Genomic DNA, 12,761 nt, shown 5'->3' with positions numbered 1-12,761 from the left:
ACATGTCGTTTAGCTCGCTTCAGTTCCTTCTCTTCTTCCCTGTCGTCGCGGCGATCTATTATCTCCTTCCGCACCGGCTGCGCTGGGTTCATCTCCTCATCGCCAGCTGCGTCTTTTACACGGCCTTCATCCCGGCCTACCTCGTCCTCGTCCTCGCGATGGCGGCCGTCGACTACTCGGTCGCGCTCGCGATGGCGAGGGCGGACGACGCCCGCCGGAAGCTCTACCTTGCCCTGAGTCTCGCGATGAACCTCGGGACGCTGGCGTTCTTCAAGTACTACAACTTCGCCGTCGAGAACGTGAACGCAGTCCTGTCGCTCGCGCACGTGGGCGGGTCGGCTCCGGCGCTGGACATCCTCCTGCCGCTCGGCCTCTCGTTCCACACGTTCCAGGCGATGAGCTACACCATCGACGTCTACCGCGGTGATCAGGAGCCTGAGAGGCACTTCGGCATCTATGCCCTCTACATGCTCTTCTTCCCGCGCCTCTCCGCCGGGCCCATCGAGCGCGCGCAGCACCTGCTCCCGCAGCTCCGCGCCGAGCACCCCTTCGACTACGGGCGGGTCACCGACGGGCTCAGGCAGATGGCCTGGGGCTTCTTCAAGAAGACGGTCGTCGCGGATCGCCTCGCCCTCGGCGTGGACACCATCTACCGCGAGCCTCGCCAGTACGGCGGCGTCGAGCTGACCCTGGCCTCCGTCTTCTTCGCGCTCCAGCTCTACGCTGATTTCTCCGGATACTCGGACATCGCCGTCGGCGCGGCCAAGGTGTTCGGCATCGACGTGACGAACAACTTCAGGCGTCCCTACTTTGCCACGAACCTGTCCGAGTTCTGGCGGCGCTGGCACATCTCTCTCTACAGCTGGTTCAACGATTACGTCTTCTCCCCGCTCGCGATCGCGATGCGCCATCGAGGCCAGCTCGGCGTGGTCCTCGCCGTCATCCTGACGTTCACCTTGAGCGGGCTATGGCACGGCGCCGCGTGGGGGTTCCTCGCGTGGGGGTTGCTCCAGGGGCTCGCCATGGCCTTCGAGACGCTCACGCGCAAGAAGCGCGCGAAGCTCATCAAGCTGCCGCCGCGCCTCGCGAGCGCGCTCGGCGTCGCGCTGACGTTCTCGTTCGTGTGCTTCACGTTGATCTTCGTCCGCGCGAGCACCCTGAGCGACGCCGTCTACATCGTCACGCACCTCGGCTCGGGGCTCGGGGACTTCGCCGGGAACGCCCTTCGCCCCGGGCACCTCGCCCTGACGGTGGGCTCGCTGGGCTACTACAAGGAAGATTTCGTCATCGTGATGCTCGCCACGCTCGTCATGCTGGTCGTCGAGCTCGTCCACGAGCGCCTCGATCTGCGGTCGTTCTTCGCGGCGAAGCCCGCCGCCCTTCGCTGGGCGACCTACTACGCCCTCGGCGCGTCCATCCTGCTGTACGGCGCGCACAATGCGACTCAGACCTTCATCTACGTGCAATTCTAACGATGAAGCGATTCATCCTGAAGGCCTCGCTCCTCCTGCTGCCGTTCGCGCTCTACGCCCTCGGCATCGTGGTCATCGACCCCTTCGAGCGGTTCGGCGTGGGCCGCTTCATGCCTGTCCACGACAAAAGCAAGGTCGCGATCGCGATCAACAACCCCTTGTGGAAGGTCATCGAGTTCAACCGGGCGCCGCACCCGAACATCACCCTCGGCGCGTCCAAGATGTACCTCTTGACCCCGGACCTCCTGAAGGAGGCCTCCGCTGTCGACTACCACAACCTCAGCCTGGGAGGCGGGTCGGCGACCGAGTTCATCCACCTGTTCTGGTTCGCGGCGAGCAGGGCGAAGCTCGAGCGGGTCGTCTTCGGGATCGGGATCGAGAACTTCAACGAATACATCGATCGTGACAGTGTGAAGGGCGCCGAGGCCACGGCGAGCAACCCGCTCCTCTATGTGATCAACCGCGATGTGGCAGCGGCGGCGAAGCACCTCGTGCTCATGAAATACTTCGGCGCAGCGCCCCCCTCGACCGTTCCGCCGATGAGCAAGGACGAGTTCTGGAAAGTCCAGCTCGGCGAGGCGACCACCAGGATGTTCGCGAAGTACCGCTTCAACGAGGGCGCCTACGGCAAGCTCGCGGAGATCGCCGCGTACTGCCGGGAGCGAGGGATCGAGCTGACGTTCGTGATCCTGCCCAGCCACGCCGACGTGCACGAGCGGCTTCGGCAGCTCGGCGTCGAGGAGGAGTGGAAGAGCCTGCCTCTGCGGCTCGGCCAGCTCGGCAAGACCCACGACTTCGACGTCGACGACGAGCTCACGGCGAGCAGGGACAACTTCACCGACCCGTTCCACTTCGGTCCCGACGCCGCGCGTCGCCTCGCCGGCGCGATCTGGTCCGACCGCGCCGGTCGCCCCCGCTGAGCGACGGCGGCGCGGGCCTGCCGGGGCTCCCCTCAGGGCGGAGCTCCCACGGCGCCGGGCCGCGCGACCCTGCCTGTGCTAGACGTGCGCGCCATGAGCGTCGAGGTCGGCATCGTCGGACTGCCCAACGTGGGCAAGAGCACCCTGTTCAACGCACTGACGGCCGCGAAGGCCGAGGCGCAGAACTACCCGTTCTGCACGATCGAGCCCAACGTCGGCGCCGTGCCTGTCCCTGACGACCGGCTCACGACGCTCGCGAAGTACATCAAGAGCGAGAAGATCATCCCCGCCATGGTGCAGGTGGTCGACATCGCCGGCCTCGTGCGCGGCGCGAGCACGGGCGAGGGGCTCGGGAACAAATTCCTGAGTCATATCCGTGAGGTAGACGCGATCCTCCACGTGGTCCGCTGCTTCACGGTCGCGGACGTCGTGCACGTCGACGGCGGCGTCGACCCGCTCCGCGACATCGACACGATCGAGACGGAGCTCATGCTGGCCGACCTCGGCTCGCTCGAGGGGATGGTGGAGCGCACGCGGAAGCAGGCGAAGGGCGACAAGGAGCTCCTCCCGAAGATCGCGCTCATGGAGCGGTGTCTCGAGGCGCTCCAGGCGGGCAAGCCGGTCCGCGGGCTCTCCTTCGACGACGAGCAGCGGAAGGTCGTGAAGACCTTCGGCATGATCACCGCGAAGAAGGTCCTCTACGTGGCGAACGTCGACGAGTCCGACGTCTCCGGTACGGGCCCGCTCGCGGCGAAGGTGCGCGAGCGCGCTGCCTCCGAGGGCAGCGGCGTCGTGCCGGTCTGCAGCAAGCTCGAGGCGGAGCTGAACGATCTCGCGCCAGACGAGCGCACCGAGATGCTCGAGAGCCTCGGCATGAAGGAGCCGGCGCTCTCGACGCTCGCGCGCGAGGCCTACCGGCTCCTCGGCCTCCAGAGCTACTACACGGCCGGTCCCAAGGAGATCCGCGCCTGGACCATCCCGGTCGGGTGCACCGCGCCGCAGGCCGCAGGGGTCATCCACACCGATTTCGAGAAGGGCTTCATCCGGGCGGAGGTCTACAACGTGGGGGACCTCGTCGAGCACCGGACCGAGGCCGCCATCCGCGCCGCCGGCAAGCTGCGCGTCGAGGGCAAGACGTACGTCTTCCAGGACGGCGACGTCACGCACTTTCTCTTCAACGTCTGACTGTCCATTCCTCGGGCGCGCCCGCTCGCCGCCGCGGGCCCTCCCGAGCGCGCTCGCCGCGCCCCTGCATCGCGTTGCCCTGGTTCGCGCCGCACCCCTGCTTCGGGGGCGGCGCGGCACCGCCGTTGCTCCTCCGTTGTGCGCGCAGGCGCGGTGTGCCGGCCGCGACCGCCGGCGTTCCGTCGACCTTGCGCCTCGTGGACGGAGGCAGGACGGTGCCCAGGGCGACGAGCGGCGGCGCGTGGTGTGTGCTGGTTCTCCTCACCTCGTCGGGGAGCGCCGCGGCGGGCTGCGTCGCGGCCGCGGCCGACGCCCCGCCCGAGGAGGTGGGCGCCCCGGACCCGGGGGGCGACGCGGCGCCGGCGCCCCGTCCGCCCGCGCCGTGCGCGCTGCCGCGCGGGTTCCTGGTGGGCGCGCCGCCCCGCTTCCCCGCGACGCCCGCGCCGCCGCTCGGCCACAGGCCCTCGGCGGCTCCAGGCGGCGATGCCTTCGGTCGCTTCCTGCGGTCCACCGTCGTGTTCTGCGGGCCCGACGAGCGGCCGTACTTCCTCCGTTACCGCTTCTACCTCACCGGCCCGCTCTCGGGCCGCTGGCTGCGTCCGCCGCTGGTCCAGCCGCTCTGAGCGCGCCGCCCTGCCGCGCGGCCGGCCTCCTCACCGCGCGTTGGCCCATGGCGGCAGCGCGGCGTCCGGTTTTTTGACCCCCTGGATCCGCTCGGCTACCTCCTTCGCCCTCACGGGACGAAAGGACGATCATTTGGGCGCACTCAAAGGATCCATCTCATTCTCGAAGTTCTATGTCCGCGGCGAGCTCCCCGACGGGTTCCGCGACAGGTTCGCCGAGCGCATCCAGCTCCGCGCGTTCCGGCCGCTCACGGTCGAGGAGGACGCAGAGCAGCGCGCCGGGTGGTGCTCCATCGAGAACCCGCTCGATTGCGAGCTCGATCACGGCAAGATCTTCTTCAACTCGTACCTCAACCTCGGCCTCAGGACCGATCGGTGGCAGGTGCCCGCGGCGCTCTTCAAGGCGCACTTCGCCGAGGCGGAGCGGGAGCACCTCGCCAAGCGCGGGCGCGAGAAGCTCGGGCGGCGCGAGAAGGAGGAGCTCCGGGCGGTCGTGTCGAGGAAGCTCCGCGCGCAGCTCATGCCGGTGATGAAGGTCGTGGACCTCTCCTGGAACCTGGAGGCCGGCGTCGTGCGGTTCTGGAACCAGTCGCCGCGCGCGCACGAGGGGCTCGCGGAGCTCTTCGAGGACACCTTCGAGCTCGATCTCGTGCCCGAGAGCCCCTACACGGCCGCCCGCGAGCTCGGCTTGACGAGCGAGCAGCTGGCCGCGTTCGAGGTGCTCAAACCCACCGTCTTCCACGCCGAATCGCCCCTTGGAGGTGCCCGGTGAGCCTCGCCGAGCTGATCGAGCAGCGCCGATTCGTCGGCCGGGAGTTCCTTGTCTGGCTCTGGTTCGAGAGCGAGCTCTTCGAGGGCCGCTTCTCCCTGGACGCCCTCGGCGTCTGCGAGCTCTGGCTCGAGGGGCAGATCACGCTCGTCCAGGAGAAGGAGCAGAGCCGGCTCAAGGGCGCGGCGCCGAGCAGTGCGCCGGAGGCCCACGAGGCGCTGCGCCAGGGCAAGCTCCCCTCGCAGGCGCGCGTCCGCGTCACCCGCGGAGAGCTCGAGTACGCCTTCCTCTTCAACGCCGACGCGTTCGCGCTGGCGGGCGTCAAGATCCCGAGCGTCGTCAAGGACGCCGCGGACGAGCAGTTCTACGAGCGCATGTACCTCATCGAGGAGCTCGAGACGCTCTTCACCGCGCTCTACAGCGAGTTCCTCGCCCTGCGGCTCAGCGCTGCGTGGGAGACCGGCGTGGCGCCGTTCGTCCGCGCCTGGGTCCGGGGCGAGCCGGTCGACGTGGCCGCCTATCAGAAGCTCCGGGGCAAGCTCGCGCCTGTCCGCGGCGCGGCGAGGTCGAGGACGACCCCGCCGCCCGCGCAGGCGCCCGAGCGCGCGGTGCGCGTGGTCGCCTGAGCCGGCCCTCGGCCGAGCGCCGGCCGCGCCGCGCGTGGCCGGCGCGCTCGCGCCGCTACTTCCCCTTCACCTTGCCGTGGATCTGCTTCGCCTGCGCGAGGTGCTCGCGCAGCTGCGGCAGCGTCGCGGCGGCGAAGGCCTTCAGCTCGGCGTCCTTCGCCTCTTTCGAGGCTTTCTCGAACTTCTCGACGTCGTCCTCGTGGTCGTCGACCATCGCGCTCATGTAGGCCCGGTCGAACTCGGCTCCCGTCTTCTTCGACAGCTTGTCGACCTCCTCGCGGTGCTCCTGAGCGAGCTCTTGCGGCACGAGGACGCCCTTCTGCTGCGCGAGCTGCGCGAGCCGCTTGTTCGTCGCCGAGTGGTCGTCGATCATCCGCTGCCCGAAGCGCTTCACCTCCGGGCTCGCGGCGCGCTGCTGCGCGAGCTGCCCGAGCCGCACCTCGAGGAGCCCCCCCTGGCCAGCCTTCTCGATGAACTCCCGATCGGACTTGCTGAGCTTGGTGTCGCCGGCCTGGGCCTGCTGCCCTGTCGCGCCCTGCCCCTGCGCAGCCGTCGAGGCCGGCAAGATCGCCGCCCCCAGCATGATGGTGAATAGAACAGGCTTGAGCATCTCAGTCCCCTCCTTGTCCGGCTCTCGCCGGGCGGCCATGCCGAGCGCTCCATGGAACCGGCACGGCCGGACTCCGCTGCTCGGCGCCTCCGGGTCGAGCCACCCCTCGTTTGTCGTGAGACCTCGTCGCTCTGGCAAGGGGCAGCGAGCATGGGGCGGTCCGCCCGCGGCCGCGCGGCAGGTGGGCGAGCGCGTGGCGGCCGCGAGCGCCGAGCGAGCGTTTCATCGAACGAGCGCTGAGGAAGGGGGCGCCTGGTTGAAGGGCAAACGGCCCCCGAGAACTGGGCCCCGGCCGCTCGCTCCATCTACCCTCGGCGCCTGTGGTCGGCGATTTCTTCAAGCGCCTCACGAACGGCATCGTGTTCCTCCTCGCCGCCCTGACCTTCTTCCTCGTCCCGGTCGGCAGGAAGACGGCCGCGCAGCACCTCGTCGCCATCGTCTCGACGCCGCCCGCCAGGGAGGCCGCCTCGGCCTTCGCCCACATCGCTCGCCGCGTCACCGCGGAGGCGCGCTCCGAGCTCGACAAGCTCCGCAACCCGCCGCCCGCGCCGCGCGAGCCGAAGCCGCCGGCGAAGGCGAGGCCGCCGTCGTAGCCCCGGCCCTGGCCGGCCCGCGCTGATCGGGCGCGCGAAGGGCTCAGCCCTTGCGCGGATCCTTCGCGTTCGGGTGCTCGTTGTAGAACGCGTCGAGGCTCTCCCGGGAGATCTCCGCCTCGATCTCGCCGTCTCTCAGGATCTTCGCCTGACAGCCGAGGCGGCTGCTCGACCGCACGTCGAACGCCTTGTCGAGGATGTCCTCCTCGTCCTCCTCGGCCTCGCTGAGGAGCTCGCGCCCCTTCGCGACGTACACGTGGCAGGTGGAGCACGCGCAGACGCCGCCGCACGCGTCGCCCTCGGGGGCGCCCACGGCCTTCGATGCCTGGAGGACGGTCGAGCCCACCGGGACCTCGGTCTCCCATGCGCGACCGTGCGCCAGAAAGCGGACCTTGACCATCAGCTCCTCCTCGCTTCGATGCTCGTCGATGCCGCGCTCGGGCCGCCCGTCTCGGTCGACGCGCGGCTCGCGTCGTCCCCTCGGTGCTCGGCCAGGTGCGCGTCCACGCCCCTCGCCGCCGCGACCTTCGCCTCGACGTCCTCGACCTGCTTGCCCGCGATCGCCTTGGCCACGGCGCGGTCCATCCGCCGCCCCGCCCACGCGCGCGTCGCCTCGTCGAGCGCGTCCGTCCGCGCCTGGATCAGCCCCGGCCTGTCCCCGCGGATCGCCGCGTCGATGGCGCTCAGCGCCCCCTCGATCTCCTCGCGCTCGCCTGGCCCGAGCAGATCGGCGTCCGCGGCGAGCGCCTTGCGCGTCGCCATCGCCACGCGCTCGCCCTCGACCCGCGCCTCGACCAGCCGCCGCTTGAGCAGGTCCTCCTCCCCGTGGTCCAGCGCCGCGAGGAGCATGTTCTCCACCTCCTCGTCGGTCAGCCCGTAGCTCGGCTTCACCTCGACCTTCTGCTCGACCCCTGTCGTCAGCTCGCGCGCGGTCACGCCGAGCAGCCCGTCGGCGTCGACGCGGAACGTCACCTCGAGCCGCGCCATGCCCGCGGGCATCGGCGGGATCCCCTTCAGCACGAAGCGCGCGAGCGACCGGCAGTCGGCGGCGAGCTCCCGCTCGCCCTGCACGATGTGCAGATCGAACCCGGTCTGGTTGTCCGCGTAGGTCGTGAAGACCTGCCGCGCCCCTGCCGGGATCGTCGTGTTCCTCGGCAGGATCTTCTCGGCCACGCCGCCCATCGTCTCGATGCCGAGCGACAGCGGCAGCACGTCGAGCAGCAGCACCTCGTCGGCGCGATCCATCGAGCCGGCCAGGATGTCGGCCTGGATGGCCGCGCCGAGCGCCACGACCTCCTCCGGATCGATGTCCTTGAGCGGCGCCTTGCCGAAGAGCTTCGCCACGTAGTCGCGCACGTAGGGCACGCGCGTCGCGCCGCCCACGAGGATCACGCCGTCGACGTCCGCCGCCTGGACGCCCGCGTCGCGCAGCGCGCGGCGGCAGGCGACGCCCGTGCGCTCCAGGAGCGGCGCGATGAGCGCGTTCAGCTCGTCGCGGGTCACGGTGACCAGCTTCGACCCAGGCCGGCCGGAGCTCGCCTCGCCCGCCTGCACGGGCAGCTCGATCTCGACCCGCTCCGCGTCGGTCAGCGCGTGCTTGATGCTGCGGGCGGTGTCGAGCGCGAGCCGCACCACCTCGGGGGTGCGCCGCGTCGCGCCCATCTCCTGGAGCAGCCGCTCGGCGAGCGCCCGGTCCATGTCGTCGCCGCCGAGCGCGCTGTCGCCCCCGGTCGACTTCACCTGGAAGACCCCGTTGTCGAGCAGGAGGACGGTGATGTCGAACGTCCCGCCGCCGAGATCGTAGACGGCGAACAGGCCGTTTTGCTGCTTGTCGAGCCCGTACGCGAGCGCCGCGGCCGTCGGCTCGTTGAGCAGGCGCAGCACCTCCAGCCCGGCCAGCCGGCCGGCGTCCTTGGTCGCCTGCCGCTGGGCGTCGTCGAAGTAGGCCGGCACCGTGATCACCGCGCCGCCGACGGACCGGAGCTCGCGCTCGGCCGAGGTGCGGAGCTCCTTCAGGATCTCCGCCGACACCTCGACGGGCGTCACGACCCTGTCGCGCACCTTGAAGCGCACGCTCTTCGCGTCCTCGGGGCCCCTCGGCTCCACGAACTCGTACGGCCCGAGCCGCCGCGTCTCCGGGTCGTTCGCGCCGCGGCCCATGAAGCGCTTCACGCTGACGATCGTCTCGCGCGGGTGGCCCTGCGCCAGCCGTCGCGCGCTGTGGCCCACGATCGCGTTGCCGCGGTCGTCGTAGTGCACGACCGACGGCACGAGCCGCTCGCCGTTGCAGTCGTCGATGACCACCGGCCGGCCGTCGCGCACGCGGGCGACGATCGAGTTCGTCGTCCCGAGATCGATGCCGATCGGACTGGGCCTTGCCTTGGGGTCGAAAATTTCGAGGAGGGTCATGTCTGATCCGCGAGTTCTTCTTCGATTGCGCTCACTTCGTCGAGGAAGCGCCGGATGTAGCGGAGCTCGCTCAGCAGGGCGAGCACGCCCTTCAGCTGTTCCGGGTCGTTCCCTGCGGCGGCGAAGGCCGCCTGGATCGCGGCGAGGGTCGCCTGCTCGCGCGCTCGCATCGCGCCGCCGAGGCGCGCGATCCGCGCGGGATCGCCCCGCTTCGCCGCCTCGGAGAGCTCCTCGCGCGACTCCATCATCTCCATCAGCAGGGCAGGGGAGGCCTTCTGCTCGCCCTCCTCCCCCCGCGCGAGCCCGGCGCGCTGGAGCAGCGCATCGGCCCGGCGGATCGGATCCCTGAGGACGCGCAGCGCGTCGTTCGTCTCGATCGCGCGCCCCAGCGCGAGCCTTCGCTCGGCCGCGGGGGCGCCCGCGTAGCGATCGGGGTGGAGCGCGCGCGAGAGATCGCGGTGGCGCTGCTCCAGCGCGCGCAGGTCGAGGTCGAACCGAGGCTCGACGCCCAGGATATCGAAGGGATCGGTCATCAGGTGCTCTGGGGAGGGGCGCCTCGGCGGCGAGGGCGGGCGCTCCGTCCGGCGGCTCAGGCCACCGTGAACGAGTGCCCGCAGCCGCAGCGAGTCGCCTCTTGCGGGTTCTTGAACTTGAAGCCCTGGTACATGAGCGTCTTCTCCCAGTCGAGCACCGAGCCGCCCAGGTAGAGGATGCTCTTCTTGTCGCAGAAGACGCGCACCGTGGCCTTGTCCGGCTCGGCGAACTCCAGGACGAGATCGCCGGAGCGGGGCGGCTTGTCATCGAACTCGATGACGTAGGAGAACCCGGAGCAGCCGCCGCCGCGGATCCCGACCCGGATGGCGCCCTCGGGCGTGCCGCGCTTGGCGAGCTGGGCCCGGACCGCCTGGACCGCCGCGTCGCTCACCGCGAGCGTCCGCTTCGGCTTGGCCTCTGCCTCTACCGCGGCCCCGTTGCTCTGCGCGGGCGCGGCGTGCGCCGTCGTGGCGGGCGCGGGGTAGGCCCCGGCGTCCGCCGGCCTGGTCGTGGTCGTCTCCTCGCTGCTCTGCATGGCGCTGCTCCCTCTGCGGTGCTCCGGGCCGCCTCCGCCCCGAAGCCGGTGCTGTTACTCCGCGCTCGCCGACGCGGTGCTCTTGGCGGCGCCTGAAGGCGCCGCGCCGGTGAGCTCCCTCTTCGCCTGCTGCTTGGCCCGGAAGTCGGCGATCGCGCTCTTGATCGCGTCCTCGGCGAGGACCGAGCAATGGATCTTCACCGGCGGCAGGTGGAGCTCCTCGGCGATCATGCTGTTCTTGATCGTCTCCGCCTCGTCGATCGTCTTGCCCTTCAGCCACTCGGTCGCGAGCGACGACGACGCGATGGCCGAACCGCAGCCGAACGTCTTGAACTTCGCGTCCTCGATGACGCCGCCCTCGCCGACCTTGATCTGCAAGCGCATGACGTCGCCGCAGGCCGGAGCGCCGACGAGCCCGGTGCCGACCTGCTCATCATTCTTGTCGAGCGTGCCGACGTTCAGGGGGTTCTCGTAGTGCTCGATGACCTTATCGCTATATGCCATGGCTCTCTCCTCGACCGTTTCCTTTCGTCTCGAAACCTTGCTCTGACGGGTCGGCGCTGTCCGCGCCGCGCCTCAGTGGGCCGCCCATTGCACGCTGTTGAGGTCGATCCCCTCTTTGTGCATCTCGTAGAGCGGCGACATGTCGCGCAGCTTGTTCACCTTGCGGATCACGAGGTCAGCGACGAAATCGACCTCCTCCTCGGTGGTGAAGCGCCCGAGCCCGAAGCGAATGGATGAGTGGGCGAGGTCGTCGCCGATGCCCATCGCGTGCAGGACGTAGGAGGGCTCCAGGCTGGCGCTCGTGCACGCCGAGCCGCTGGAGACGGCCACGTCCTTGATCGCCATCATCATGGCCTCGCCCTCGACGAAGCTGAACGACACGTTGAGGTTGCCCGGCAGCCGCCGATCGGGCGAGCCGTTCAGCTGGATGGCGTCGAGCTCCTTCCAGAGCCGGGTCCGGAGCCGCTCGCGCAAGGACACGATGCGCGCCGACTCCGCCTCACCCTCCCCGATGAGGAGCTCGGCGGCCCTGGCGAACCCGACGATGCCGGGCACGTTGAGCGTGCCGGACCGCATGCCGAACTCGTGGCCGCCGCCATCCATCTGCGACGTGATGCGGACGCGCGGCTTCGACCTGCGCACATACAGGCAGCCGATGCCCTTCGGCCCGTAGATCTTGTGGGCCGTCACCGACGCGAGGTCGACCCCCATCTGCTCGACGTTGAAGGGGATTTTACCGACCCCCTGCACCGCGTCGCTGTGGAAGAGGATGCCCTTCGACTTCGTGATCTTGCCGATCTCGGCGATGGGCTGGACCGTGCCTACCTCGTTGTTGGCGAGCATGATCGAGACGAGGATCGTCTTGTCGGTGATCGCCCTGGCGACGTCGTCCGGGTCGACCATTCCGTACTTGTCGACCTTGAGGTAGGTGACCTCGTAGCCCTGCTTCTCGAGCCGCTTGCAGGTGTCGAGCACCGCCTTGTGCTCGATCACGCTCGTGATGATGTGGTTGCCCTTGTCCTTGTAGAACTCGGCGACCCCCTTGATGGCGATGTTGTCGCTCTCGGTCGCCCCGGAGGTGAAGACGATCTCCTTGGGGTTCGAGGCGCCGATGAACCTGGCGAGCGTCTCGCGAGCGTGGCCGACGGCCTCCTCGGCGGTCCAGCCGAAGACGTGGCTCCGGCTCGCGGCGTTGCCGAACTTGCTGTTGAAGTACGGCAGCATGGCGTCGAGGACACGCGGATCGACAGGCGTCGTCGCGTGGTAGTCCATGTAGATCGGAAGTTGGATGGCCATGGTGTTCTCGCTCAGCGGTGATTCGAGCCCTGGCGGCAATGCCCATTGCCGCCGCGGATCCCGGCGACGAGCTCGGGCTCAGCCTTGCTCTTGTCGTGAAGATTACAGTTCGTGCAGGCGGCGACGAGCTCTGCCGGGTCGCACGTCTCGCACGTGTCGAGGTAGGCGAGGCTCGCGACGAGCTCGTGCTCGAGGTTCTCGAGGTGCGCGATCTGCTCCCGCACCTCTTCGAGCTTCTGCTGGTAAACGTCCCGGATCCGCGACATCGCGCCGGGGGCCGACGAGGACGCCTCCCAGGTCGAGACGATCTGCTGGATCTGGCTCAGCGACAGGCCGAGGTCGTGGAGCTTGCCGATCCACCGGACCCGGCTGAGGGCGGCGTGGTCGTAGAGCCGGTAGCGCCCCTTGGAGCGGGCGTGCGGCGTGAGCAGCCCCACCTCCTCGTAGTGGTGGATGGCCCGCACCGTCTTCCCGGTCGCCTTGGCGATGTCGCCCACCTGGAGGAGGCGATCGTCCTCCTCGGCCTCAGCGCAACCCCCGGGCGCATCCGTTCTGGACGTACCGGACAGGATGGACCCGCCGGTGCCATGCTCGTACGCGACAGGAAGGTGGTGCCGTGTCGTCATAGGTACGCTGCGCCAGGTTGAAACCCTGACCCTTACGTATGCGTGAGGGTTGCGGACCT

General features: G+C 69.5%; 15 protein-coding genes. 7 read left to right on the top strand and 8 right to left on the bottom strand.

Features of this window, described 5'->3' with window-relative positions; all coding sequences use genetic code 11:
• Positions 1-2 precede the first annotated feature (2 nt).
• The 6 genes from WMF36_RS38300 (at position 3) to WMF36_RS38275 (ending at position 5,595) form a co-directional block, all read left to right on the top strand.
• The gene (locus WMF36_RS38300) at positions 3-1,472 is read left to right on the top strand and encodes an MBOAT family O-acyltransferase (RefSeq protein ID WP_437575778.1); all 1,470 of its coding nucleotides are present in this window, start codon (positions 3-5) and stop codon (positions 1,470-1,472) included.
• A gap of 2 nt (positions 1,473-1,474) precedes the next feature.
• Entirely contained in the window at positions 1,475-2,392 is a 918-nt protein-coding gene (locus WMF36_RS38295; RefSeq protein ID WP_437575777.1) for a hypothetical protein, read from the top strand.
• Between the two features lie 93 nt (positions 2,393-2,485).
• Positions 2,486-3,577 (top strand): redox-regulated ATPase YchF, encoded by a 1,092-nt coding sequence (gene ychF / locus WMF36_RS38290; protein WP_437575776.1) that lies wholly within the window; start codon positions 2,486-2,488, stop codon positions 3,575-3,577.
• Between the two features lie 215 nt (positions 3,578-3,792).
• Entirely contained in the window at positions 3,793-4,200 is a 408-nt protein-coding gene (locus WMF36_RS38285; RefSeq protein ID WP_437575775.1) for a hypothetical protein, read from the top strand.
• A gap of 133 nt (positions 4,201-4,333) precedes the next feature.
• Entirely contained in the window at positions 4,334-4,972 is a 639-nt protein-coding gene (locus tag WMF36_RS38280; RefSeq protein WP_437575774.1) for a hypothetical protein, read from the top strand.
• Entirely contained in the window at positions 4,969-5,595 is a 627-nt protein-coding gene (locus tag WMF36_RS38275) for a hypothetical protein (protein WP_437575773.1), read from the top strand. The genes WMF36_RS38280 and WMF36_RS38275 overlap by 4 nt, the downstream gene beginning before the upstream one ends.
• Before the next feature lie 55 nt (positions 5,596-5,650).
• Here the strand turns inward: WMF36_RS38275 and WMF36_RS38270 are convergent, their stop codons facing one another.
• Complete coding sequence (locus WMF36_RS38270) at positions 5,651-6,205, bottom strand: DUF4142 domain-containing protein (protein WP_437575772.1); 555 nt, start codon at positions 6,203-6,205, stop codon at positions 5,651-5,653.
• Positions 6,206-6,525: 320 nt separating this feature from the next.
• Here WMF36_RS38270 and WMF36_RS38265 point away from each other — a divergent pair, with 320 nt between their 5' ends.
• Entirely contained in the window at positions 6,526-6,798 is a 273-nt protein-coding gene (locus WMF36_RS38265; RefSeq protein WP_437575771.1) for a hypothetical protein, read from the top strand.
• 43 nt (positions 6,799-6,841) lie between these two features.
• Here WMF36_RS38265 and WMF36_RS38260 read toward each other — a convergent pair whose 3' ends face one another.
• From WMF36_RS38260 to WMF36_RS38230, 7 genes are all read right to left on the bottom strand, one after another.
• A complete protein-coding gene (locus WMF36_RS38260; protein ID WP_437575770.1) occupies positions 6,842-7,198 on the bottom strand; it encodes a 2Fe-2S iron-sulfur cluster-binding protein in 357 nt (118 codons plus the stop codon).
• Positions 7,198-9,207: a Fe-S protein assembly chaperone HscA gene (gene hscA / locus WMF36_RS38255; protein WP_437575769.1), complete on the bottom strand. Its 2,010-nt coding sequence runs from the start codon at positions 9,205-9,207 to the stop codon at positions 7,198-7,200. The genes WMF36_RS38260 and hscA overlap by 1 nt, the downstream gene beginning before the upstream one ends.
• On the bottom strand, positions 9,204-9,740 hold the full coding sequence (gene hscB / locus WMF36_RS38250; protein ID WP_437575768.1) for a Fe-S protein assembly co-chaperone HscB: 537 nt from the start codon (positions 9,738-9,740) through the stop codon (positions 9,204-9,206). Before hscB ends, hscA begins: the two co-directional genes overlap by 4 nt.
• Before the next feature lie 56 nt (positions 9,741-9,796).
• Positions 9,797-10,276 carry a HesB/IscA family protein gene (locus tag WMF36_RS38245; protein ID WP_437575767.1) on the bottom strand — a complete coding sequence of 160 codons (480 nt, stop codon included), beginning with the start codon at positions 10,274-10,276 and terminating at the stop codon, positions 9,797-9,799.
• A gap of 54 nt (positions 10,277-10,330) precedes the next feature.
• Complete coding sequence (gene iscU / locus WMF36_RS38240) at positions 10,331-10,780, bottom strand: Fe-S cluster assembly scaffold IscU (protein WP_437575766.1); 450 nt, start codon at positions 10,778-10,780, stop codon at positions 10,331-10,333.
• Positions 10,781-10,852: 72 nt separating this feature from the next.
• The gene (locus WMF36_RS38235) at positions 10,853-12,070 is read right to left on the bottom strand and encodes an IscS subfamily cysteine desulfurase (RefSeq protein WP_437582008.1); all 1,218 of its coding nucleotides are present in this window, start codon (positions 12,068-12,070) and stop codon (positions 10,853-10,855) included.
• A gap of 17 nt (positions 12,071-12,087) precedes the next feature.
• Complete coding sequence (locus WMF36_RS38230; RefSeq protein WP_437575765.1) at positions 12,088-12,702, bottom strand: MerR family transcriptional regulator; 615 nt, start codon at positions 12,700-12,702, stop codon at positions 12,088-12,090.
• Between the last annotated feature and the right edge of the window lie 59 nt (positions 12,703-12,761).

It is taken from the genome of Sorangium sp. So ce887, assembly GCF_051521455.1.
Classification (GTDB): domain Bacteria; phylum Myxococcota_A; class Polyangia; order Polyangiales; family Polyangiaceae; genus Sorangium.
Note: the sequence above shows the minus strand (reverse complement) of the source record. Positions and strands in the feature narration are given on the sequence as shown.